Consider the following 23,908-nt stretch of genomic DNA (forward strand, 5'->3'; position numbering starts at 1 on the left):
AAGGCGCTGCGGCGAGTGGATTATTGTGCAGCGCCCCGCTTTACGGCTCCGCACCGGGCAGTGCAGGATGCTGACCGGATGGTCAAAAAAGCAATGGAACGGCCTCGATGGGCGAAGCAGATCAGGCGCGGCTGACGACGCATGTGCTGGATACGAGTCTCGGTCGTCCCGGCTCCGGCATCGCCGTGGCGCTGACCCGGCTCGGCCCGGACGGCAGCCGCACGCTGGTCGCGAAGGCCGTGACCAATGCCGATGGGCGCTGTGACGCGCCGCTGATGGCGGGCGAGGCCTTCGCGATCGGCGAATACGAACTGGTCTTCGCGGCGGGCGCCTATTTCGACGCCATGGGCATCGACCTGCAGGAGCCGAAATTCCTCGGCGACGTGGTGCTGCGCTTCGGCATCGCCGAACGCACCCATTATCACGTGCCGCTGCTGCTCTCGCCCTTCGGCTATTCGACCTATCGGGGGAGCTGATGACGGCGATCTCCGCCCGGCCGATCCGCTTCGTCCTCAACGGCGAGGAACGCGCCGTCGAGGGCGTCGCGACGACGACGACGCTCTTGGAATATCTGCGCCGCACCGAGCGGTTGACCGGCACCAAGGAAGGCTGCGCCGAGGGCGATTGCGGCGCCTGCACGGTGCTTCTGGCCGAATCCGACGGGGCCGGTGGCCTGCATCGCCGCGCGGTGAATGCCTGCATCCAGTTTCTGCCGGCGATGAACGGCCGCGCCATCGAGACCGTGGAGCATATCGGGCGCGACAGGCCGCATCCGGTGCAGACCGCGATGATCGAGCGTCACGGCAGCCAGTGCGGCTTCTGCACGCCGGGCTTCGTCATGCAGCTTCATGCGGGCTGGCTGACCGGCGCGATTTCCGACCGGGCATCGGTGAAGGATCTGATCGCCGGCAATCTGTGCCGTTGCACCGGCTACGGTCCGATCATCGATGCCGGGCTCGATCTGGCCGCCGAGCCCGTGCCCGACACGCGGGCAGAGGACGCGGTGCTCTCCCGTCGCCTGCGCGTCATCGAGGGCGACGCGGTCTTTGCCTATGAGCAGGATGGCGGGCGCTGGTTCGCGCCGACCAATGTCGACGATCTCGCCGACCTCTATGCCGAGCATCCCGACGCCGTGCTGGTCGCCGGCGCGACCGATGTCGGCCTCTGGGTCACCAAGCAGCATCGTGAGCTGCCGACCCTGATCGACGTCAGCCATGTCCGCGACCTGCGGGTGATCGAGGAAGCCGGCGGCCGGGTCTATTTCGGCGCGGCGGTCACCCATCGCGAAGCCCGCGACATCCTCGCCGACATTCACCCGGATCTCGGCGAGATGCTGCGCCGCTTCGCGGGCTACCAGATCCGCAATGCCGGCACGGTCGGCGGCAATATTGCCAACGGTTCGCCCATCGGCGATCTGCCGCCCTGCCTGATCGCGCTCGGCGCGGTGCTGCATCTGCGCAAGGGCGACGATTTCCGCCAGGTGCCTCTGGAAGACTTCTTCCTCGAATATGGAAGGCAGGACCGCGCCAGGGGCGAATTCGTCATCGCCGTCGAAGTGCCACGGCTCGAGGACGGTCAGCGCTTCTTCGCCCACAAGATCTCCAAGCGGCTGGATTCCGACATTTCGGCGGTCATGGCTGCCTTCCGCCTGACGGTCGAAGGCGAGGGGCCGGGCGCGCGCCTCACCGAGGCGCGGCTGGCCTTTGGTGGCATGGCGGGCGTTCCCAGGCGCGCCGTGGGGGCCGAGGCGGCCCTTGTTGGTCGACCGCTTGGCCCCGACGCCATCGAGGCAGCCGTCGCCGCAATGGCGGAGGATTTCACGCCGCTGACCGACATGCGGGCCTCGGCCGGATACCGGCTGAAGACCGCGCAGAACCTGTTGCGGCGCTTCCTGCTTCAGGAAGGGGGCGCGCCGCGCATCGGCCTGTCCGACGTGCAGCCGGAGTCGGTCGGCGAAACGGTCGGTGCGGCATCATGATCGATGAAACCCGCATCCAGGATCGTGGCGCGGCCGGCGAGCCGGCGCCCGCCGAACTCGGCGAGCAGCCGCCGGGCGAGGCCCGCGCCATCCGGGGCGGCGTCAGCGCGGCGCTCGCCCATGACAGCGGCGCCAAGCACGTCTCCGGCGCCGCCCGCTATATCGACGACGATCCGGAACTGCCGGGCACGCTCCAGATCTTCATCGCCATGTCCGAGCGCGCCCATGCCCGCATCCTGTCGATGGATATCGACGCGGTGCGCGCCGCGCCGGGCGTTGTGGCGGTACTGACGGCAGCCGACATTCCGGGCCAGAACGACTATTCGCCGGTCTTCGGCGACGATCCGATCTTCCCGCCGCTCGAAGCCGAGGGCGCCGTCGTCCAGTATGTCGGCCAGCCGATCTTCGCCGTCGCTGCCGAGACATTGGCCCAGGCGAGGGCGGCGGCGAAATGCGCGACGATCGCCTATGAGGATCTGCCTGCGGCGATCGACCTCGACGCGGCGATCACGATGGCCGACGAGGCCGGCGAGGATCTGCTGCCGCCGCACGAGATGCGACTCGGCGACGCCGAGGCGGTGCTCAAGACGGCCCATCACCGCCTGCGCGGCCGGATCGAGATCGGCGGCCAGGACCATTTCTATCTGGAAGGCCAGATCGCCTCTGCGATCCCGGGCGAGGACGGCGACGTGCTCGTGCGCTCATCGACCCAGCATCCTTCCGAGGTCCAGCACAACGTCGCCAAGATGCTCGGGATTCCCGACCATGCGGTGACCGTCGAGGTGCGGCGCATGGGCGGCGGCTTCGGCGGCAAGGAAAGCCAGCCGGCACTGTTCGCCGCCGTCGCGGCGCTGGTGGCGGTGAAGACCGGCCGGCCGGCCAAATGCCGGCTCGACCGCGATGACGACATGGTCATGACCGGCAAGCGCCACGAGGTGCGGATCGAGTACGATCTCGGCTTCGACGCCGACGGCCGGATCGAGGCCGTCGATTTTGCCCATTTCGTGCGCTGCGGCTATTCCAAGGACCTGTCCGCGGCGATTGCCGACCGGGCGATGTTCCACGCCGACAACGCCTATGCGCTGCCCGCCGCGCGCATCCATTCGCGGCGGCTGAAGACGCATACGGTCTCCAACACGGCGTTTCGCGGCTTCGGCGGTCCGCAGGGCATGGTCGGCATCGAGCGCGCCATGGACCGGATCGCCTTCGCCACCGGTCTCGATCCGCTCGACGTGCGCAAGCGCAATGTCTATCCGGCGCCCGGCAGCGAGGCGGGCCCGGCATCGACGCCCTATCACATGCCGGTCACCGATTCGGTCATCGGCGAGATCCTCGAGGAACTGGAGGCGAGCTGCGCCTATCGCGCCCGGCGCGAAAAGATCGCGGCCTTCAACGCCGCCAATCCGGTGCTGAAGAAGGGCCTTGCCCTGACACCGGTGAAGTTCGGCATCTCCTTCACTACCAGCCATCTCAACCAGGCCGGCGCGCTCGTCCACGTCTACAAGGACGGCTCGGTGACGCTGAACCATGGCGGCACCGAGATGGGGCAGGGGCTGTTCACCAAGGTGGCGCAGGTCGTCGCCGAGGAATTCCAGATCGACATCGACCAGGTGAAGATCACCGGCACCACCACGGGCAAGGTCCCTAACACTTCGGCCACCGCCGCCTCGTCCGGCTCGGACCTCAACGGCATGGCGGCGCAGGCGGCCGCCCGCACCATCAAGGACCGGCTGATCGACTATGCCGTGGAGCGCTATCACGTGCCCCGCGACCAGGTCGTGTTCGAGGCCAGCCGGGTGCGGATCGGCAATGCCGAGAAGCGCTTTTCCGATCTCGTTGGCGAGGCCTATCTGGCCCGCATCTCCCTGTCCTCGACGGGCTTCTACGCCACGCCCGGCATCAGCTACGATCGCGACAATGCCCGCGGCACGCCCTTCTATTACTTCGCTTATGGCGCGGCCTGTTCGGAGGTCGTGATCGATACGCTGACCGGCGAGTACCGGCTCTTGCGCACCGACATTCTCCACGATGTCGGCCGGTCGCTGAATCCGGCCATCGACCGGGGCCAGATCGAGGGCGGCTTCATCCAGGGCATGGGCTGGCTGACCATGGAAGAGCTCTGGTGGGACGACGCCGGACGGCTCAGGACCCATGCGCCCTCGACCTACAAGATCCCGACGGCCAACGACCGGCCGGACGATTTCCGTCTGGCGATCTGGGAGAAGGGCGAGAACCGCTCCGAAACGATCTATCGCTCCAAGGCCGTCGGCGAGCCGCCCTTCATGCTGGCGATCTCGGTGTTCTCGGCCCTGACCGATGCGATCATCGCGGCGGGTGACGGCCGGGCCTTCCCCGATCTCGACGTGCCGGCGACGCCCGAGCGGGTGCTGGCGGCGGTGGACAGCGTCAGGGGCGCCGCATGAGCCTCGCGGCCGCCCTGCGCGCGGCGCTTGCCGCGGGTGATTCCGCCGTTCTCGTCACGGTGACGGAGGTCCGCGGCTCGACCCCGCGCGAAGCCGGCGCGGCAATGCTGGTCACCACCGACGGCATGGCCGGTACGATCGGCGGCGGGCGGCTGGAATTCGAGGCCATCGAACGGGCCCGCATGATGCTGGAGGCCGGCGAGGACACGGCCCGGATGGACGTGCCCCTCGGCCCCGAGATCGGCCAGTGCTGCGGCGGCCGCGTCCAGCTCGACCTTGCCCGCGCCGACGATGTCACGCTGCAGGCCTTGGCGAGGGACGACGAAGCCCGGCGCGCGGCCCAGCCGACCGTGCTGATCTTTGGTGCCGGCCATACCGGGCGCGCGCTGGCGACGGCGCTGGCGCTGCTGCCCTTCTCGGTGCGGCTCGTCGACAGCCGGCCGGAAACGCTGCACGGCCTGCCCGATACCGTCACGACCGTCGCCGCCGCCCTGCCCGAGGCCGAAGTGGACGCCGCACCGCCGGGCGCCGCCTATGTGGTGATGACCCACGAGCACTCGCTGGACTTCCTCATTGCCGGCGCGGCGCTGGCGCGTGGCGATGCCGCCTATGTCGGTATGATCGGCTCGGCGACCAAGCGCGAGCGGCTGCGCCGCGATCTGGAAGCCGCCGGACGTGGCGGCGACATCGATCGGCTGACCTTGCCGATCGGCGGTGCTGCGGTGCGGGACAAGCGGCCCGAAGTGATCGCCGCGCTGACGGCTGCCGAGATGGCGACCTGCCTGCTTTCCAGTCAACAGGAAATAGTGATCGATCGCTTTGCAGCTGCGTCTGCGCGGTGCAATAGTGCGCCAGTCCGATCAACGAGGTGACCCGCTCCGCCATGGCGCCACGGCTGCAGCTTTCCGGTATCACGAAGCGCTTTCCGGGCGTCGTCGCCAACGAGGCGGTGTCGTTTTCCGTGGCGCCCGGAGAGATTCACGCCCTCCTGGGTGAGAACGGCGCCGGCAAGTCGACCCTCGTCAAGATCATCTACGGCGTCCAGAAGGCCGATGAGGGCGAGATCGCCTTCGACGGCCACGCGGTGTCCATCGACTCGCCGCGCGAGGCGCGGGCCCTCGGCATCGGCATGGTATTCCAGCATTTCTCGCTGTTCGAGGCGATGACGGTGCTGGAGAACATCGCGCTGGGCATGGACAATCCGCCGCCGCGCCGCGAACTGGAGGCCGCGGTCCGCGACGTCCTTGAGACCTACAAGCTGACCCTCGACCCGCACCGCTACGTCCACACCCTGTCGGTGGGCGAGCGCCAGCGCATCGAGATCGTGCGGGCGCTGCTGCAGCGCCCGAAGCTGCTGATCATGGACGAGCCCACCTCGGTGCTCACGCCCCAGGAGGTGGAGCAGCTCTTCGACACGCTGCGGCGCCTCGCCTCCGAGGGCTGCTCGATCCTCTACATTTCCCACAAGCTGCACGAGATCAAGGAACTCTGCGAGTCGGCGACCATCCTGCGCGGCGGCAAGGTGGTGGCCACCTGCGATCCGCGTGCGGAATCGGCGCGCTCCATGGCCGAGCTGATGATCGGCGGCAGCCTGAAGGATCTGGCGCCGCGCGAAGGCGAATGCTCCGGCGCCAACCGGCTGGTGGTCGAAGCCCTGTCGATGGCCGGCGAGCCGCCTTTCGGCACCAGCCTTGCCGACGTCTCCTTCGCAGTGCGGGCCGGCGAGATCTTCGGCATCGCCGGCGTCGCGGGCAACGGCCAGAACGAGCTTCTCTCGGCATTGTCGGGCGAACGCGCCGACTATGAGGGCGGGGCGATCACCCTCGACGAGACGCCGATTACCCGCCTCTCTGTGACCGGGCGCCGTGTCGCCGGGCTGGCGACCCTGCCGGAGGAACGCAACGGCCACGCCGCCGTGCCGGGACTCTCACTCGCCGAGAACGCCATCCTGTCGGCGCGCCGGCGCAAGGGGCTGGTGTCGGGCGGCATCATCCGCGCCGGGGCCGCGCGCCGCTTCGCCGCTGCGGTCATCGACGCCTTTTCGGTAAAGGCCACCGGTCCGGCGGCCTCGGCCGCCAGCCTGTCCGGCGGCAATCTGCAGAAATTCGTCATGGGCCGGGAGATCATGCAGGAGCCGGCGGTGCTGGTCGTCTCGCAGCCGACCTGGGGTGTCGATGCCGGCGCGGCCTCCTTCATCCGCCAGGCCATGGTCGATCTGGCTGGCAAGGGCACGGCGATCGTGGTGGTCAGTCAGGACCTCGACGAGCTTCTGGAATTCTGCGACCGCATGGCGGTCATCAACGGGGGACATCTGTCGGATGCGATGGAGGTGAAGGGCATTTCGGTTGAACGGGTCGGGCTGCTGATGGGCGGTGTCCACGGCGAGGCCGATCAGCCGTCGGTCGGTGCGGAGCGGGCCGCCTGATGGCCTTCGTCCTCGAACCGCGGCGCGAGCCGAGCCGGGCCATGATGCTGGCCGCCCCGGTGATCGCAGTCGCCCTTACCCTCGTCGTCGGTGCGCTGCTGTTCACGCTGCTCGGCCACAATGGCGCGTTGGCGGTCTACGAGATCTTCGTGCGGCCGCTGTTCAATCCCTATCGCTGGCAGGATCTGTTGGTGAAGGCCGCGCCGCTGGCGATCATCGCCACGGGGCTTGCCATCGGCTTCCGCGCCAATGTCTGGAACATCGGTGCCGAGGGGCAGTACATTCTCGGCGGCCTCGCCGGCACCGGCATTGCGCTTGCCACGCTCGATCTCGACGGCGGCTGGGTCCTGCCGCTGATGGTCGTCGCCGGCATCCTCGGCGGCATGGCCTGGGCAGCGGTGCCGGCCTTTCTCAAGACGCGGATGAACGTCAACGAGATTCTGTCGAGCCTGATGCTCAACTACGTGGCGATCCAGCTCCTGTATTATCTGATGCGCGGGCCGTGGAAGGACCCGATGGGCTTCAACTTCCCGCAGACGGCGATGTTCTCGGCGGCGCAGACGCTGCCCGTCGCCGTGCCGGGTACGCTGATCCATCTCGGCATCCCGATTGCCGCGGCGCTGGCGCTGACCGCCTGGTTCCTGATCGCCCGCTCGATCACCGGCTTCCAGATCCGCGTCGTCGGTCTCGCCCCGCGCGCGGCGCGCTATGGCGGCTTCCGGCAGTCCTCCACCGTCTGGCTGGCGCTGATGGTCGGCGGCGGCATGGCCGGGCTCGCCGGCATCCTCGAGGCGAGCGGTCCCTTCGGGCAGATGGTCCCGCAATTTCCCACCGGCTACGGCTACACGGCGATCATCGTCGCCTTTCTCGGCCGGCTCAATCCGCTCGGCATTCTGCTTGCCGCGCTGGTGCTGGCCCTGACCTATGTCGGCGGCGAGAGTGCCCAGACGGCGCTCGGCCTGCCGTCGGCGGCCGCTGGCGTCTTCCAGGCGATGATGCTGTTCTTCCTGCTGGCGACGGACATCCTCGTGCGCTACCGGCTGGCGTGGCGCCGGCCGACCGCCGGCCATCCGCTGCCGGCGGCCGGCCAGGGCGCAACCAAGACCCGCGCGGAGGCCGCGACCGCATGACCCTTGCGCTGTTCATCACCATCCTGATGACGGTCGCCGCCGCCGCGACCCCGCTGTTGATTGCGGCGCTCGGCGAACTCGTCGTCGAGAAGTCCGGCGTCCTCAATCTCGGCGTCGAGGGCATGATGCTGATCGGCGCGGTCACCGGCTTTGCGGTTGCGTCGGTCACCGGCGTGCCGGCGGTGGGCGCGATCGCCGCCATGGGCGCAGGCGCGCTCGCGGCGCTGATCTTCGCCGTCCTGACCCTGAGCCTGATGGCCAACCAGGTCGCGACAGGACTGGCGCTGACGATCTTCGGCACCGGCGTCTCGGCGCTGCTCGGCGCACCCTATGTCGGCATCACCACGACGCCGCTCGGTCCGGTCTTCCCGGACGCGCTCGCGGCCGACCCGGTCTGGCGGATCCTCTTCGGCCATTCGCCGCTGGTCTATGCCGGGCTTCTCCTGACGCTCGGCGTGTGGTGGTTTCTCAAGCACAGCCGGCCGGGGCTGATCCTGCGCGCCGTCGGCGAGAGCGACAGCGCCGCCCATTCGATCGGCTATCCGGTGCTGAAGATCCGCTATCTGGCGGTGCTGTTCGGCGGCGCCATGGCCGGTCTCGGCGGCTGCTATTATTCGCTGGTGCTGACGCCGATGTGGGCCGAGCGGCTGACCGCCGGGCGCGGCTGGATCGCCATCGCGCTGGTGGTCTTCGCCTCCTGGCGGCCGGGCCGGGTGCTGGCCGGGGCCTATCTCTTCGGCGCGGTGATCACGCTGGAGCTGCAGGCCAAGGCGGCCGGGCTCAATTTCTTCGCGCCCGAGCTTCTGGCGAGCCTTCCCTATCTGGCGACGGTGCTCGTCCTCGCGATCATTTCCGCCGGCCGGCGCGGGGCCGGTACTGCGGCGCCCGCCTGTCTCGGCCAACCCTTCAGGGCCAGTGCCTGAACCCGTCCACGAACACGAAAAGGAGTCCCAGATGTTCGACACCACCAGACGCCGACTGATGGCCGGAGCCGTCGGGCTCGCCGCCGCCGCATCCTTCGCCCTGCCGGCCTTCGCGCAGGACGGCAAGGACACCGTCAAGGCCGCCTTCGTCTATGTCGGTCCGATCGGCGATTTCGGCTGGACCTACGCCCACGACCAGGGCCGCAAATATCTCGAGGAGAAGCTCGGCGACAAGGTCGAGACCTCCTATGTCGAGAATGTCGCCGAGGGGCCGGACGCCGAGCGCGTCATCCGCCAGCTCGCCCAGGAAGGCAACGACATCATCTTCACGACGTCGTTCGGCTTCATGAACCCGACCATCAAGGTGGCCAAGCAGTTCCCGGACGTGAAGTTCGAGCACGCGACCGGCTACCAGACCGGCTCGGACAACATGGGCCTGTACAATTCGCGCTTCTATCAGGGCCGCGCCGTGCTCGGCACGATCGCCGGCATGATGTCGGAGACGGGCAAGGCCGGCTACATCGCCTCCTTCCCGATCCCCGAGGTGGTGATGGGCATCAACGCCTTCACCCTGGCGGCCCGCAAGGTCAATCCGGAGTTCACCACCCAGGTCGTCTGGGTCTCGTCCTGGTACGATCCGGCCAAGGAAGCCGACGCCGCCAAGGCGCTGCTGAGCCAGGGTGCCGACGTCATCACCCAGCACACCGACTCGCCGGCTCCGCTGCAGGCCGCCGAAGAGGCCGGCGCCATCGCCTTCGGCCAGGCCTGGGACATGACCAGCTTCGCGCCGAACGCCCACATGACCGCGATCGTCGACCAGTGGGGTCCCTATTACGTCAAGCGGGTCGAGGCGCTGCTGGACGGCACCTGGGAAGCCGACAATGTCTGGCTCGGCATGGCTGAGGGCGAGGTCGAGATGGGCCCGTTCAACGACAAGATGCCCGACGACGTGAAGGCCGCCGCCCAGAAGATCGTCGACGAGACCAAGGCCGGCAATTACGAGATCTTCACCGGACCGATCAAGGATCAGGCCGGCGAGGAGCGCGCTGCCGAGGGTGAGGTCATCCCCGACGGCGACCTCCTCAAGATGGATTGGTATGTCGAGGGCGTGCAGAACTGATCACGCCTTGAGTTGCGGAGCGGTCCCGTCGCGGACCGTTCCGGCCAGCCTGTCGGCGGCGGAGCGTCCCTCTGGACCTTTCGCCGCCGTTTTCACGTAAGGGACGTTTCGCCGATGTGGACCTATTTTGCCGAATGGCTGGGCTTCGCCGTGCGTTGGGTGCATGTGATCACCGCCATCGCGTGGATCGGCTCGTCCTTCTATTTCATCGCCCTCGATCTCGGCCTCAGGCGCTCGCGGCAACTGCCGGAGGGCGTCGGCGGCGAGGCCTGGCAGGTGCATGGCGGCGGCTTCTACCATGTGCAGAAATACATGGTCGCGCCGGGCCACATGCCGGAGGACCTGACCTGGTTCAAATGGGAGAGCTACGCCACCTGGCTGTCGGGGGCGGCGCTCCTGTTCCTGGTCTATTACGTCGGGGCCGAGCTCTATCTGATCGACCCGAGCCGCGCCGACCTGCCGGTCTGGGGCGCGACGGCGATCGGTATCGGCGGCCTGGCGCTCGGCTGGCTGGTCTATGACGGGCTCTGCAAGTCGCCGCTGAAGAACAACGACACGGCGCTGCTGGCCGCGCTCTTCGTCTATGTGGTGCTGGCGAGCTATCTCTTCGCGCAGGTGTTTTCCGGTCGCGGCGCCATGCTCCACACCGGCGCGATGATCGCGACGATCATGACCGCCAACGTCTTCCTGACCATCATCCCGAACCAGACCATCGTCGTCGCCGACCTCAAGGCCGGCCGCACGCCGGAGGCGCGGCTCGGCAAGGAGGCCAAGCAGCGCTCGCTGCACAACAACTACCTGACCCTGCCGGTCATTTTCCTGATGCTGTCGAACCACTACCCGCTGGCCTTCGCCACCGAATGGAACTGGGCGATCGCCGGGCTGGTGCTCCTCATCGGTGCAGTGATCCGGCATTTCTTCAACACCATGCATGCGACCGGCCGGCAGCTCTGGTGGTGCTGGGCCGTCGCCGGAGTGCTGTTTGCCGCCGTCATCACCCTGTCCGGTGCGCCCGGCTGGAGCAACGAACCCGCTGCCGCCGCCGAGGAGGACGCCGGCCGCCGCTGGGACGGCGATCCGCAGCTGGCGCTGGCGGCCTCGCCGCATTTCGAGGACGCGCAGGCCATCGTCATGGCGCGCTGCTCCATGTGCCATGCCGACGAACCGCTCTGGCCCGGCATCGGCCACGCGCCCGGCAATGTGCGGCTGGAGACGGCCGACGAGATCATCCACTTCGCGCCGCTGATCGAGCGGCAGGCGGTGCGCAGCCATGCCATGCCGCCCGGCAACGTCACCGGCATTGAGCCGGCCGAGCGCGAGACGCTGGCGGCTTGGATCGCCTCGGGTTCCGGCCTCTACGTGGCGGGAGCCTCGCGGTGAAGCGCCCCGGTGGCGGTACCGCGCTCCGGGCGCGGCTTCTCTGGTTCGACGCCGATCCGGCCGAGGAGGGCGAGGCGCGTGCCGTGCGCTATGTCGCCGACGGCATCGTCGTCGTCGAGAACGGCGTCATCCGCGAAGTGGGCGAGGCGGCGGACATTCTGCGCCGGCTGTCGCCCGACACGACCCTCGTCGACCACCGTCCGCATCTGCTGATGCCGGGCTTCATCGACCCGCATCTGCACATGCCCCAGACCCAGGTCATCGCCTCCTATGGCACCGAGCTGATGGAATGGCTGGCGAAATACACCTTCCCGGAAGAGAGCCGCTACGGCGATCCGGCCGTTGCCGAGGCCGCCTCGCGTTTTCTCTTCGACGAATTGCTGGCCAACGGCACTACCACCGCCGGGGTCTATTGCACCAGCCATCCCGAAAGCGTCGACGCCTTCTTCGCCGAGGCCGGGCGGCGCGGCATGCGCATGGTCGCCGGCAAGGTGATGATGGACCGCAACGCCCCCGCGGCGCTGCTCGACACGGCCGAGACCGGTTACCAGCAGTCCAAGGCACTGATCGAGCGCTGGCATGGCACGGGCCGGCTCGACTACGCCATCACGCCGCGCTTCGCGCCGACCTCGACCGAGGCGCAGCTGGAAGCCTGCGAGACCCTGGCGGGCGAGTATCCCGAGCTGCATATCCAGACGCATCTGTCCGAGAACGCCGCCGAGATCGCCTTCGTGCGCGAAGCATTTGCCTGGTCCAAGGACTATACCGAGGTCTATGAGCGCTACGGCCTCGTGCGGCCGAAGGCGATGTTCGGCCATTGCATCCATCTGTCCGAGCGCGAACGCGGCGCCCTGGCGGCGGGCGGGGCGACGGCGGTGTTCTGCCCGACCTCGAACCTGTTCCTCGGCTCCGGCCTGTTCGATCTCGCCGGCATGCGCGAGGCCGGCATCCTCGCCGGCATCGCGACCGATATCGGCGGCGGCACCAGCTATTCGATGCTGCGGACCGCGTCCGAGGGCTACAAGGTGCTCGCCCTTGCCGGCCAGCGACTGCCGGCCTTCGACGCCTTCCACATGCTGACCGCCGGCAATGCGGCCGCCATGGGTCTCGACAATCGCATCGGCCGGATCGCGCCGGGCATGGAGGCCGATTTCGTCGTTCTCGACAGCCACGCGACCGCCGCCATGCGGCGGCGCATGGAGCGGGTCGAGACGCTGGAGGAAGAGCTCTTCGCGCTGATCGTGCTCGGCGACGACCGGGCGACGGTGGCGACCTACGTCGAGGGACGCCGCGCCTTTGATCGCGGGTCGCCCGCACGCACGCTGCCGCCGCGCGCCGATCCGGCGCCGATGTCCGCAACCGGCAGCCAGGGTGAGGCACCGCAGTGAGTGCATGGTTCGGGGACCGCGCAACCGGCTGAAATTGCTGGCAGCACCATAAAAGTCGCTGCAATGCCGCGACATGACGCCATTGCCGTCTATCTCTTCTCCAGACCATGCCGCCCGGGCGGCGCTGGAGAAGGAACATCGGATGCGACTGGTAAGATACGGCGAGGCCGGCAACGAGAAGCCGGGACTGATCGACGACGATCACGTGCTGCGGGATCTGTCGGAGGATGTCGGCGACATCGCCGGCGAGTTTCTCGGCCGGGCCCAGATGGAGCGGATCCGGGCGATCGACCCCAAGAGCCTCGCCAAGGCCGACCCGTCGCACCGCATCGGATCGCCCGTCGGTCGCGTCGGCAATTTCATTGCGGTCGGGCTCAACTACAGCGACCACGCCAGGGAGACCGGCGCCGACATTCCGAAAGAGCCGATCCTCTTCAACAAGGCGCCTTCCTGCATCGTCGGTCCCCATGACGACGTCGTCGTGCCGCGCGGCTCCGACAAGCTCGACTGGGAAGTCGAGATCGCCATCGTGATCGGGGACGAGGCGAGCTACGTCTCGGAAGCCGATGCGATGGATCACGTCGCCGGCTTCTGCCTCTGCCACGACGTTTCCGAGCGCAGCTTCCAGATCGAGCGCGGCGGCCAGTGGATGAAGGGCAAGAGTGCCCCGACCTTCGGCCCGCTCGGCCCCTGGCTAGTGACGCCCGACACGCTGGGCGACCCGCAGGCCGTCGATCTCTGGCTCGACGTCAATGGCGAGCGCATGCAGACCGGCTCCACCGCGACGATGATCTTCGGGGTCCGCACCCTGGTCTCCTACATCTCGCAGTTCATGCGGCTGATGCCCGGCGACGTCATCACCACCGGCACGCCGCCCGGCGTCGGCATGGGAATGAGCCCACAGCGTTTCCTCAAGCCCGGCGACATCGTCACCCTAGGCGGCACCCATCTGGGAGAACAGCGCCAGACCATCCGCGCCGCCACCGCCTGACCGGACCGTCCCGCCTGCAACGGATGCGGGGCGGGACGGAACATTGCGCCGGCGGGCGGCTTTCTTCTTCGATGGCGGCGATGCCCGGTCGCTTTGCCGTCACCGCGAAAGGAACCGCGGAAGAGGGGATCGATACCGCACCGGGCGCGTTTGTCGACTTCCATGCCGCCCTCCAATGTCGAGGGGACGGTTTTCCGATCTGGGGAAGGATTTTCATGGCCAAGGCAGTCCAGCCCGCGCGCGCATCCCGTACGTCCCGCAAGGCGGCAGAGGCTCCGACCGGCGAGGCGGCCCTCCTGGCGCTCGCGCAGAACCGCGTCGCGATCGAGACGGTCACCCCGGAAATCGATGGCGGGCGTTTTGCGGTGAAGCGGCTGGAAGGCGAACCGTTGGTCGTCGAGGCGGACGTCTTTTCCGATGGCCATGACAAGATCGCCGCCGCCGTCATCTACGGGCCGGCCGATGCCGAGGACTGGGACGAGACCCCGCTGATCTTCGTCGAGAACGATCGCTGGTCGGCCGAGATCGTCTTCGAGAAGCCGGGCCCGTATCGCTTCTCGGTCATTGCCTGGCGCGATCTGCACGCGACGTGGCGCGACGAGGCGAAGAAGAAGCGCGATGCTGGCAAGCTGACCGATCTGGAACTGACCGAGGGGCGCGAACTGGTTCGCGCCGCCCGCGAATCCGGCCGGGGCACCGGGGCGCAGCAGGACGGGATTTCGCGGCTGCACGAGAAGCTGGAAGCGTTGCAGGCCAAGGGCGACGCCGACGGCCAGTATCATCTGCTGCAGGACCCCGAGACGATCGCCCTGCTGTCCGTCGCCGGCCAGCGCACCAACCTCTCCCGCTATCCGGGCAACGTCCCGGTCTGGGTGGATCGCACGGCGGCGGGCTTTTCCGCCTGGTACGAGCTGTTCCCGCGCTCCCAGTCCGGCGATGTCGACCGCCACGGGACCTTCGACGACGTCATCGACCGGCTGCCCGACATCCAGGAAATGGGCTTCGACGTCCTCTATTTCCCGCCGATCCATCCCATCGGCACCGCCAACCGCAAGGGGCGCAACACCACCCTGACGCCCAGCCCCACCGATCCCGGCAGCCCCTATGCCATCGGTTCGCCCGAGGGCGGCCACGACGCCATCCACCCGGAGCTCGGCAATTTCGATGATTTCGCCCGGCTGGTCTCGCGGGCGCGCGACCACGGGCTGGAGGTCGCCATCGACTTTGCCATCCAGTGCTCGCCCGACCATCCGTGGATCCGGGAGCATCCGGAATGGTTCGACTGGCGGCCGGACGGCACCATCAAATACGCCGAGAACCCGCCGAAGAAATACGAGGACATCGTCAACGTCCATTTCTACCGCGGCGCGCTGCCGTCGATCTGGTACGCCCTGCGCGACATCGTGCTGTTCTGGCTGGACAAGGGCGTGCGGATCTTCCGCGTCGACAATCCGCACACCAAGCCGTTTCCCTTCTGGGAGTGGATGATCGCCGAGGTGCGCCGTGTCGATCCCGGCGCGATCTTCCTCGCCGAGGCCTTCACCCGGCCGAAGGTGATGAAGCGGCTTGCCAAGGTCGGCTACAACCAGTCCTATTCCTACTTCACCTGGCGCAACACCAAGGCGGAGCTGGCCGAATATCTGACCGAACTGACGCAGGAAGAATGTGCCGAGTACATGCGGCCGAATTTCTTCGTCAACACGCCGGACATCAACCCGGTCTATCTGCAGGTCAGCGGTCGCCCCGGCTTCCAGACCCGGCTGGCGCTGGCGGCTTCGCTGGGCGGCAATTACGGCGTCTATTCCGGCTTCGAGCTGTGCGAATTCCTGCCCGTGCCGGGCAAGGAAGAATATCTCAACTCCGAGAAATACGAGATCCGCGCCTTCGACTGGAAGGCCGAGGGCAACATCCGCGAGGACATCGCCTTCTTCAACCGGATCCGCCGCGAGGAGCCGGCGCTGCAGGATTTCCGCAGGCTCGCCTTCTACAATTTCTGGAACGACCAGGTCCTCTATTACGGCAAGCGGACGGAGGATCGCTCCTCGTTCCTGCTGTTCCTCGTCAATCTCGATCCGCATTCGGCGCAGGGCGGTCATTTCGAGGTGCCGATGTGGGAGCTCGGACTGCCCGACGACGGCACGGTCCGGGTCACCGACATGGTCGACGGACGCGAGTTCGCCTGGCACGGCAAGATTCAGCACTGGTGGCTGAATCCGCAGGAACGGCCTTACGCGGTCTTCAAGATCTCACGCTGACACCAATCTTCGGGAAGCAGCCTCTCCATGAACGAACAAGCCTCCGTCCAGCCGACCGATCACGCCACCGGACCCGATCCGGATGCCGCGGACTGGTACAAGGACGCGATCATCTACCAGCTCCACGTGAAGACCTATCTCGATTCCAACGGGGACGGGATCGGCGACTTCGCGGGGCTTCTGGAGAAGCTGGACTACATCCAGGCGCTGGGCGTGACGGCGATCTGGCTGCTGCCGTTCTATCCTTCGCCGCTGCGCGACGACGGCTACGACATCTCCGACTATCGCTCGGTCAATCCGTCCTACGGCAATATCGAGGACGTGGAGCGGCTGATCGCCGAGGCCCATCACCGCGGCATGCGGGTGATCACCGAGCTGGTCATCAACCACACCTCCGACCAGCATCCCTGGTTCCAGGCCGCCCGCAACGCGCCCAAGGGCTCGCCCGAGCGAGACTTCTATGTCTGGGCCGACGACGACAAGGGCTATGATCTCACCCGGATCATCTTCACCGACACCGAGACCTCGAACTGGACCTGGGACCCGGTCGCCAAGCAGTATTTCTGGCACCGCTTCTTCTCGCACCAGCCGGACCTGAACTTCGACAATCCGAAGGTTCTGGAGGAAGTGCTGTCGGTCATGCATTTCTGGCTGGACAAGGGCGTCGACGGGCTGCGTCTCGACGCGATCCCCTATCTGGTGGAGCGGGAAGGGACCAACAACGAGAACCTGCCGGAGACCCACGACGTCCTGAAGGCGATCCGCGCCAATCTGGACAAGCACTATCCCGACCGCATGCTTCTGGCCGAGGCCAATCAGTGGCCGGAGGACACCCGTCCCTATTTCGGCGACGGCGACGAGTGCCACATGGCGTTCCACTTCCCGCTCATGCCGCGCATGTACATGGCCGTGGCGCAGGAGGACCGGCACCCGATCACCGACATCATGCGGCAGACGCCGGAGATCCCGGCCAACTGCCAGTGGGCGATCTTCCTGCGCAACCATGACGAGCTGACGCTGGAAATGGTGACCGAGGAGGAGCGCGACTATCTCTGGTCGACCTATGCGGCCGACACCCGCGCCCGGATCAATCTCGGCATCCGCCGCCGCCTCGCCCCGCTGATGGGCAACGACCGCCGCAAGGTCGAGCTTCTCAACGCGCTGCTGATGTCGATGCCCGGCACGCCGACCGTCTATTACGGCGACGAGATCGGCATGGGCGACAATTACTATCTCGGCGACCGCGACGGCGTGCGCACGCCCATGCAGTGGTCGGCCGACCGCAATGGCGGGTTCTCCCGCTCCGATCCGCAGCGGCTCTACCTGCCGGTGATCCAGGACCCGGTCTATGGCTACCAGGCCGTCAACGTCGAGGCGCAGTCGAACAATCCGGCCTCGCAGCTCAACTGGATGCGGCGCCTGATCCAGGTCCGCCGCACCAAGGAGGCTTTCGGCCGCGGCACGGTGAAGTTCCTCTATCCGTCGAACCGCAAGATTCTCGCCTATCTGCGCGAATATGGCGACGAGCGCATCCTGTGCGTCGCCAATCTCTCGTCCTCGGCGCAGGCGGTTGAGCTGGAACTCGCCGATTTCGCCGGCGCCATGCCGGTGGAGATGCTCGGCCTGTCCACCTTCCCGCAGATTGGCACCGGCACCTACATGCTGACCCTGCCGGCCTTCGGCTTCTTCTGGTTCGACCTCGCCGCGACGGCGACGAGGGCGCCCGAGCCGACGCCGCTGCCCGCCTTCTCGACCCTCGTCGTCTCCGGCGACCTGAAGGGCACGATCAATGCGCGCAATCAGCATGAACTGGAATCGGTGCTGCCGGAATTCGTCGGCGGCCAGCGCTGGTTCGCCGCCAAGGCGGAAGGGCAGCGCAGCGTCTCGCTGGAAGTGCTTGGGCCGCCGACGCCGAACTCCCGCCGCCATCTCTTCAACGAGATCGTCGTCGAGGCGGAGGACGGCCAGCACCGCTACTTCATGCCGCTCAGCGCCAAATGGGGCGAAGAGAATCTGAGCTCGCAAGCGCCGCTGCTGCCTTACACCCTGACCAAGATCCGGCAGGGTCCGCGCATCGGTGCCGTCGTCGACGGCACGCGGGACCCGGATCTCGCCAAGCTCGTCGTCTCGCTGATCGCGGCCGGTGTCGATATCGATCTCGGCGGTGCGTCCCTGCACGTTGCCGCGTCGGAGACCGAACGCGACGGGCTGGCCAGGGCGTTGCTCGTCGAGCCGGAACAGATCCATGCGATCGCCGGCGAGCAGTCCAACACCTCCGTCCTTGTCGGTGACGAGGCGATCCTGAAGTTCTATCGCCGCCTGCGCGACGGCGTGCAGCCGGAACTCGAGATCACGCGCTTCCTCACCGAGAAGACCAATTTCGAGGCCGCGCCCGCGCTGCTCGGCTCGATCGAACTGGTGCGCGAGGACGGCAGCCGCACGGCGATCGCGGCCCTGTTCGAACAGGTCCGCAACCAGGGCGACGCCTGGACGGTCGTGACCGATGCGCTGGCGCGCTATCTGCGCGACCACGCCTATTCCAACGAGCCGGCCACGGAAGACGGTGCCGAGATCGCGCCGATGAGCGATCTTAAGCTCGCCATCCAGATCGATGTCGGCGATGTGCTGGGCACGCGGACCGGCGAGATGCACGCGGCGCTGGCGACGGTCACCGGCGATCCGGCCTTCGATCCGGAGCCGATAGACACGGCGTCGCTGGCGGAGATGCTGGCCGAAGCCAAGCGCGAGGCGACGGATGCGCTGACCGTGCTGCGCCGCATGCGCGACAATGCCGGCGACGGCATCGGTCTGGACGTCGATCGCCTGCTCGGGGCCGAGAAGGACATCCTGACCTGGTTCGACGGCTTCATGAAGCTGACGGTCAATTCGCACCGGACCCGGATCCACGGCGACTACCATCTGGGCCAGGTTCTGGTCGCCAAGAACGACGTGGCGATCCTCGATTTCGAGGGCGAGCCGGGCCGCGATCTGGAAGAGCGGCGGCGCAAATCCTCGCCGCTGCGGGACGTGGCCGGCATGATCCGTTCCTTCGACTACGCCGCCTTCTCCGCTCGCGACAAGGCGGGCCCCGCCGACGAGGGCACCGTCGAGCGGCTGCGCGAAATGGCCGAGAGCTGGCGCGACGAGGTCACCGAGACCTTCCTTGCGCGCTGGAGCGAGGCCTCCGGCATGTCGCTTGCCGACCCGGCGACCGGGCAGTTGCTGGATCTCTTCGTGCTCCAGAAGGCTTTCTATGAACTGCGCTACGAAGCGACGATGCGTCCCGCATGGCTGTCGATCCCGCTGCGGGGAATCGTGGCGCTCCTCGAGAAACGACAGGTTTTGAAATGACGCTGACGAGTTCCTCATCGCGCGGAGCGGCCGCTTCGACCGATCATCGCGCCGACGCGCATCAGATCGATGCCATCGGCCGCGGCATCCACGGCGATCCCTTCGGCGTGCTCGGACCGCGCAAGGCCGACGGCGGCACCATCGTGCGCGTCTTCCGGCCGGGTGCCGAGACGGCCGCGGTCGTGGACACGGCGGGCAAGCTCCTGGGCGAGCTGGAAGCGGGCGGTGCCGACGGCTTCCATTCGGGCTACGTGTCCGGCCTGAAACCGGACGACGCCTATCGCCTGCAGTTCACCCATGGCGGCGAACGCTGGCAGGAAGAGGACACCTATCGCTTCGGCACGGTGCTGGGCGAGCAGGACGTCTATCTCCTGGCGGAAGGCAATCACTACCGCCTCTATGAGAAGCTCGGCGCCCATCCGACAATCATGGACGGCGTCGAGGGCACGGCCTTCGCGGTGCTGGCGCCGGCCGCCCGGCGCGTGTCCGTGGTCGGCAATTTCAATTCCTGGGATGGCCGCCGCCATGTCATGCGCAAGCGCCATGAGTGCGGCGTGTGGGAATTGTTCATCCCCGCCGTCGGCCGCGGCGAGGTCTACAAATACGAGATCATTGGCGCCGACGGAAACCTTCTGCCGCTGAAGACCGATCCGGTCGGCTTCCTGCAGGAGATGGCGCCGTCGACCGGCTCCATCGTCGATGGCCTCGTCGAGCACGAATGGAAGGACGACGAGTTCCAGGCCCATGCGGCCGACTGGCAGGATCGCGAGAAGCCGATCTCGATCTACGAGGTGCATCTGGGGTCCTGGCGGCGGGGTCCCGACAACGCCTATCTCGACTATGACGAACTGGCTGCCGAGCTGGTGCCCTATGTGCGCGACATGGGCTTCACCCATGTCGAGTTGCTGCCGGTCTCCGAGCATCCCTTCTACGGGTCCTGGGGCTACCAGCCGATCGGCCTCTACGCGCCGACCTCGCGCTTCGGATCGCCCGCGGGCTTCGCACGCCTCGTCGATGCGCTGCATCAGGCCGGCATCGGGGTGCTCCTCGACTGGGTTCCGGGCCATTTCCCGACCGACACCCACGGTCTCGGCCAGTTCGACGGCACCGCGCTCTACGAGCATCCCGATCCGCGCCGCGGCTTCCACAAGGACTGGAACACGCTGATCTACGATTACGGCCGGCCGGAAGTGGAGAACTTCCTGGTCGCCAACGGTCTCTACTGGCTCGACCGCTTCCACATCGACGGCCTGCGCGTCGATGCGGTCGCCTCGATGCTGTATCTCGACTATTCGCGGGAGCACGGCGAATGGGAGCCCAACATCCATGGCGGGCGCGAGAATCTCGAGGCCATGGCGTTCCTCAAGGACACCAACGAGCGGGTCGGCGAGTACTACCCCAAGGCGACGACCCACGCCGAGGAATCGACCGCCTTCCCGGACGTGTCACGCCCGACCTTCGCTGGCGGCCTCGGCTTCCACTTCAAGTGGAACATGGGCTGGATGCACGACACCCTGCATTACATGCAGGAAGACCCGATCAACCGGCGCTACCACCACCACCACATGACCTTCGGCATGGTCTACGCCTATTCGGAGAACTTCGTCCTGCCGCTCAGCCATGACGAGGTGGTCTACGGAAAGGGCTCGCTGCTCGGCAAGATGCCGGGTGACGAGTGGCAGAAATTCGCCAATCTGCGGGCCTATTTCGGCTTCATGTGGACCCATCCCGGCAAGAAGCTGATCTTCATGGGCGGCGAGTTCGGCCAGGTCGGCGAGTGGAACCACGACCGCTCCCTCGACTGGCATCTCCTGGAGCAGCCCGGTCACGAGGGCATGCGGCGCCTCGTGCGCGATCTCAACACCATGTATCGCGAGATCCCGGCGCTCTACGAACTCGACTGCGATCCGGCCGGCTTCGAATGGGTCGACACGTCGAATGTCGAGCAGAGCGTCATCGCCTTCATGCGCAAGGACCGCGCCGGCAACCCGGTGCTGATCGTGTCGAACTTCACGCCGGTGCCGCGCCATGAATACCGCATCGGCGTGCCGCTGCCCGGCCGCTGGGTCGAGCGCCTGAACACCGATTCGGAGATCTATGGTGGCTCCAATGTCGGCAATATGGGCGGCAAGGACGCCGAAGAGGTGTCGGTGCACGGCCGGCCCTACTCGATCCCCCTGTCGCTGCCGCCGCTCGGCACCATCGTCCTGGTGCAGGAAGGCTGAGCCGCCGGAAGGCTGGACGGCGGCCCACTTGCCGCCGTCCCGTCGCGGACGCTGCTGACATGAGGGCGGCGACCGCGTAGAACCGAATGCGTGACGGGGGCGCCTGCCGGAAACGGCGGGCTGAGATGCACCCTTCGAACCTGACCCGGATAATGCCGGCGGAGGGAGTCGCGGCGGGGTCTCTCACATGCTCCGTCGGGCTCGTCGTCGGCCAGGAGCCGACCGCGATGCCAAGCCAGTCCACCATCCGCAACGTTCTCTCGATCGCCGGCTCGGACCCCTCCGGCGGGGCCGGCATCCAGGCCGATCTGAAGACCTTCGCGGCGAACGGCGTCTACGGCATGGCCGTCATCACCGCGCTGACCGCCCAGAACACCCGGGGCGTCAGCGGCGTCGAGCTGGTCTCGCCCGATTTCGTCACCCGCCAGATCGATGCGGTCTTTGCCGATATCCGCGTCGATGCGGTGAAGATCGGCATGATCGCCACAGCCGACATCGCCCATGCCGTCGCGGATGCGCTGAAACGACACAAGGCGCGGAACGTCGTTCTCGACCCGGTCATGGTCGCCAAGGGCGGCGACCGCCTGCTGGCCGAGGAGGCCGTGGCGGCGTTACGCAGCGAACTCGTGCCCCTTGCCGACATGATCACGCCGAACCTGCCGGAGGCGGCCGTGCTGCTGGATGCGGCGGAAGCCACCGACCGGGACGAAATGGAGGCGACCGCGACCCGCCTGCAGGCGCTGGGCTGCGGCTCGGCGCTGTTGAAGGGCGGCCATCTGAGCGGCGACGACAGCCCGGACCTCCTGGTGACGGCAACGCAGCGCGAATGGTTCGAGGGCGCACGTGTTCAAACCCGCAACACCCACGGCACCGGCTGCACCCTGTCCTCGGCGCTGGCGGCGCAGCTCGCGCTGACCGGCGACGCGTTCGCGGCGGTGAGGATCGCCAAGGCCTATGTCGCGGGTGCCATCGGCGCGGCGGACCGGCTGGACGTCGGATCGGGGCACGGTCCGACGCACCATTTCCACGGTCACTGGTAGCTAGGCGCTCGGCTCAGGAGACCTGCAGCAGGGTGTCGTCCGCGGGCGGTCCATCCTCCGGGACGTCCACCGCGACGGCCTCGACGCGGTCGCGGCCCATGGATTTTGCCCGGTAGAGCGCCTGGTCGGCGGCCGTCAGCAGGCCGTTCAGGTCGCGGTTTGCCTCATTGGTGGCCACGCCGGCACTGACGGTGGCCGCGATGGACCGACCGCCAACCGTGCGGGCCTGGTTGGCAAATCCGCGCACGATCGCCCTGGCGATGACCGCCGGCTCGTGCTTGTCGCGGCGCCGGACGAGGGCGGCGAACTCCTCGCCTCCAAGCCGGGCGAAGACGTCGGTCGGACGCAGATGGTCGGCGGTGCTGTCGACGAAGAGCTTGATGACCTCGTCGCCGCAGCCATGCCCGTGATCGTCGTTGATCTTCTTGAAGCGGTCGAGATCAAACAGGAGGAGGGCGACGTCGCCGGCATCGGCGTCGTTGAGAAGCGCGGTCGCCTTGGTCGTGAAGGCTCGGCGGTTGTCGATGCCGGTCAGGAAGTCGGTTTCCGACAGGCGGCGCAGGGACTGCTCATGCCGCCCGCGCACCATGGCAATGACGAGATAGGTGCTGACGCCGATCATCAGGATGGCCTGGGTCATCACCAGCGTGAACAGGAAGCCGGTCATCAATTGCTGGTCAGCTATGGCGGCTGGCAGCCCAACCAGCACCACGCGCAGGGCGCAGAACAGACCATGCGCACCGAAGGCCGCGCAGAGGATCAGCGCCGGCCCGCTGCGGGCCGTCGGGTTGAGCAGGGTCAGCGCGATGGCCAGCGAATAGAAGGCGGCGATGGTCGAGATCACGGCGACCCGGGCCTCGACGCTCTCTGCCGCCGGGGACAGCCCGTAGAACAGCAGCCAGACGACCGGCCCGGCATACCACCAGAGGCTGGTTTTCACATCGCAGAACCGGGCGAAGCCGACATAGAGCAGCGCGTAGCCTGCGAGCAGCAGCGCATTGGCCCCGCCGATGGCCACCGCATAGAATTCGAACACCCGCAGCGGCGCCGTAGCCGCAGCCAGCGCGATCAGACCCATGCCGGCGCTCCAGTACAGCAACGCCGTCTCGCGCAGATTCCGCCATTCGACCAGATGGCAGAGGCTGGCGCTGAGACAGAGCGCGCTCAGGACAAGGAGCATCGTGGGGGTATGGATCTGCATGTGCCCGGGAAAAACGAAGATGACGTAGGGATACTAGCGCGAAAGATGTCGACGCTTCGTTACGACTTGCAACGATGA

General features: G+C 67.3%; 16 protein-coding genes and 1 riboswitch. Of the genes, 15 read left to right on the forward strand and 1 reads right to left on the reverse strand.

Translation table 11 applies throughout. From position 1 onward, the window contains the following. The first annotated feature begins 107 nt into the window (after positions 1–107). From uraH to thiD, 15 genes are all read left to right on the forward strand, one after another. Entirely contained in the window at positions 108–476 is a 369-nt protein-coding gene (gene uraH, locus ACEQX1_RS19115; RefSeq protein WP_370193987.1) for a hydroxyisourate hydrolase, read from the forward strand. Beyond that, positions 476–1,978, forward strand: a complete 1,503-nt coding sequence (xdhA, locus tag ACEQX1_RS19120) for a xanthine dehydrogenase small subunit (protein WP_370197389.1) — start codon at positions 476–478, stop codon at positions 1,976–1,978. The genes uraH and xdhA overlap by 1 nt, the downstream gene beginning before the upstream one ends. Next, positions 1,975–4,401 carry a xanthine dehydrogenase molybdopterin binding subunit gene (gene xdhB, locus ACEQX1_RS19125; RefSeq protein ID WP_370197391.1) on the forward strand — a complete coding sequence of 809 codons (2,427 nt, stop codon included), beginning with the start codon at positions 1,975–1,977 and terminating at the stop codon, positions 4,399–4,401. Before xdhA ends, xdhB begins: the two co-directional genes overlap by 4 nt. Continuing rightward, the gene (gene xdhC, locus ACEQX1_RS19130; RefSeq protein WP_370197393.1) at positions 4,398–5,273 is read left to right on the forward strand and encodes a xanthine dehydrogenase accessory protein XdhC; all 876 of its coding nucleotides are present in this window, start codon (positions 4,398–4,400) and stop codon (positions 5,271–5,273) included. The genes xdhB and xdhC overlap by 4 nt, the downstream gene beginning before the upstream one ends. A gap of 11 nt (positions 5,274–5,284) precedes the next feature. After that, the gene (locus ACEQX1_RS19135) at positions 5,285–6,826 is read left to right on the forward strand and encodes an ABC transporter ATP-binding protein (protein WP_370193110.1); all 1,542 of its coding nucleotides are present in this window, start codon (positions 5,285–5,287) and stop codon (positions 6,824–6,826) included. After that, positions 6,826–7,956 (forward strand): ABC transporter permease, encoded by a 1,131-nt coding sequence (locus ACEQX1_RS19140; protein WP_370193104.1) that lies wholly within the window; start codon positions 6,826–6,828, stop codon positions 7,954–7,956. Before ACEQX1_RS19135 ends, ACEQX1_RS19140 begins: the two co-directional genes overlap by 1 nt. Next, complete coding sequence (locus ACEQX1_RS19145; RefSeq protein ID WP_370197395.1) at positions 7,953–8,879, forward strand: ABC transporter permease; 927 nt, start codon at positions 7,953–7,955, stop codon at positions 8,877–8,879. The genes ACEQX1_RS19140 and ACEQX1_RS19145 overlap by 4 nt, the downstream gene beginning before the upstream one ends. A 31-nt stretch (positions 8,880–8,910) precedes the next feature. Then, the gene (locus ACEQX1_RS19150; protein ID WP_188075999.1) at positions 8,911–9,999 is read left to right on the forward strand and encodes a BMP family ABC transporter substrate-binding protein; all 1,089 of its coding nucleotides are present in this window, start codon (positions 8,911–8,913) and stop codon (positions 9,997–9,999) included. Between the two features lie 114 nt (positions 10,000–10,113). Then, complete coding sequence (locus tag ACEQX1_RS19155) at positions 10,114–11,379, forward strand: urate hydroxylase PuuD (RefSeq protein ID WP_370197398.1); 1,266 nt, start codon at positions 10,114–10,116, stop codon at positions 11,377–11,379. Further along, positions 11,376–12,767, forward strand: coding sequence for a guanine deaminase (gene guaD, locus ACEQX1_RS19160; protein ID WP_370193178.1), 1,392 nt, complete (start codon positions 11,376–11,378; stop codon positions 12,765–12,767). Before ACEQX1_RS19155 ends, guaD begins: the two co-directional genes overlap by 4 nt. Before the next feature lie 142 nt (positions 12,768–12,909). Beyond that, positions 12,910–13,758, forward strand: a complete 849-nt coding sequence (locus ACEQX1_RS19165; protein ID WP_370193180.1) for a fumarylacetoacetate hydrolase family protein — start codon at positions 12,910–12,912, stop codon at positions 13,756–13,758. Positions 13,759–13,973: 215 nt separating this feature from the next. Beyond that, complete coding sequence (locus ACEQX1_RS19170) at positions 13,974–16,013, forward strand: alpha-1,4-glucan--maltose-1-phosphate maltosyltransferase (RefSeq protein ID WP_370197400.1); 2,040 nt, start codon at positions 13,974–13,976, stop codon at positions 16,011–16,013. A 27-nt stretch (positions 16,014–16,040) separates the two neighbouring features. Further along, the gene (treS, locus tag ACEQX1_RS19175; protein ID WP_370197402.1) at positions 16,041–19,364 is read left to right on the forward strand and encodes a maltose alpha-D-glucosyltransferase; all 3,324 of its coding nucleotides are present in this window, start codon (positions 16,041–16,043) and stop codon (positions 19,362–19,364) included. Further along, positions 19,361–21,589 (forward strand): 1,4-alpha-glucan branching protein GlgB, encoded by a 2,229-nt coding sequence (glgB, locus tag ACEQX1_RS19180; RefSeq protein WP_230786274.1) that lies wholly within the window; start codon positions 19,361–19,363, stop codon positions 21,587–21,589. Before treS ends, glgB begins: the two co-directional genes overlap by 4 nt. A gap of 85 nt (positions 21,590–21,674) precedes the next feature. After that, a riboswitch (TPP riboswitch) is annotated at positions 21,675–21,773 on the forward strand. 43 nt (positions 21,774–21,816) lie between these two features. Then, entirely contained in the window at positions 21,817–22,629 is an 813-nt protein-coding gene (gene thiD, locus ACEQX1_RS19185; RefSeq protein ID WP_370193183.1) for a bifunctional hydroxymethylpyrimidine kinase/phosphomethylpyrimidine kinase, read from the forward strand. A gap of 13 nt (positions 22,630–22,642) precedes the next feature. Here the strand turns inward: thiD and ACEQX1_RS19190 are convergent, their stop codons facing one another. After that, complete coding sequence (locus ACEQX1_RS19190; RefSeq protein ID WP_370197404.1) at positions 22,643–23,809, reverse strand: GGDEF domain-containing protein; 1,167 nt, start codon at positions 23,807–23,809, stop codon at positions 22,643–22,645. Positions 23,810–23,908 lie beyond the last annotated feature (99 nt).

It is taken from the genome of Aurantimonas sp., from assembly GCF_964217435.1.
Lineage (GTDB): Bacteria > Pseudomonadota > Alphaproteobacteria > Rhizobiales > Rhizobiaceae > Aurantimonas > Aurantimonas coralicida.

Bases quoted from the DNA above. Each gene is read 5' to 3' on its own strand.
- ACEQX1_RS19155 (WP_370197398.1), top strand. From the start codon at position 10,114: ATGTGGACCTATTTTGCCGAATGGCTGGGCTTCGCCGTGCGTTGGGTG.
- ACEQX1_RS19135 (WP_370193110.1), top strand. From the start codon at position 5,285: ATGGCGCCACGGCTGCAGCTTTCCGGTATCACGAAGCGCTTTCCGGGC.
- xdhC (WP_370197393.1), top strand. From the start codon at position 4,398: ATGAGCCTCGCGGCCGCCCTGCGCGCGGCGCTTGCCGCGGGTGATTCC.
- xdhB (WP_370197391.1), top strand. From the start codon at position 1,975: ATGATCGATGAAACCCGCATCCAGGATCGTGGCGCGGCCGGCGAGCCG.
- ACEQX1_RS19150 (WP_188075999.1), top strand. From the start codon at position 8,911: ATGTTCGACACCACCAGACGCCGACTGATGGCCGGAGCCGTCGGGCTC.
- ACEQX1_RS19170 (WP_370197400.1), top strand. From the start codon at position 13,974: ATGGCCAAGGCAGTCCAGCCCGCGCGCGCATCCCGTACGTCCCGCAAG.
- ACEQX1_RS19190 (WP_370197404.1), bottom strand. From the start codon at position 23,809: ATGCTCCTTGTCCTGAGCGCGCTCTGTCTCAGCGCCAGCCTCTGCCAT.
- xdhA (WP_370197389.1), top strand. From the start codon at position 476: ATGACGGCGATCTCCGCCCGGCCGATCCGCTTCGTCCTCAACGGCGAG.
- thiD (WP_370193183.1), top strand. From the start codon at position 21,817: ATGCCAAGCCAGTCCACCATCCGCAACGTTCTCTCGATCGCCGGCTCG.
- treS (WP_370197402.1), top strand. From the start codon at position 16,041: ATGAACGAACAAGCCTCCGTCCAGCCGACCGATCACGCCACCGGACCC.
- ACEQX1_RS19165 (WP_370193180.1), top strand. From the start codon at position 12,910: ATGCGACTGGTAAGATACGGCGAGGCCGGCAACGAGAAGCCGGGACTG.
- ACEQX1_RS19140 (WP_370193104.1), top strand. From the start codon at position 6,826: ATGGCCTTCGTCCTCGAACCGCGGCGCGAGCCGAGCCGGGCCATGATG.
- uraH (WP_370193987.1), top strand. From the start codon at position 108: ATGGGCGAAGCAGATCAGGCGCGGCTGACGACGCATGTGCTGGATACG.
- glgB (WP_230786274.1), top strand. From the start codon at position 19,361: ATGACGCTGACGAGTTCCTCATCGCGCGGAGCGGCCGCTTCGACCGAT.
- ACEQX1_RS19145 (WP_370197395.1), top strand. From the start codon at position 7,953: ATGACCCTTGCGCTGTTCATCACCATCCTGATGACGGTCGCCGCCGCC.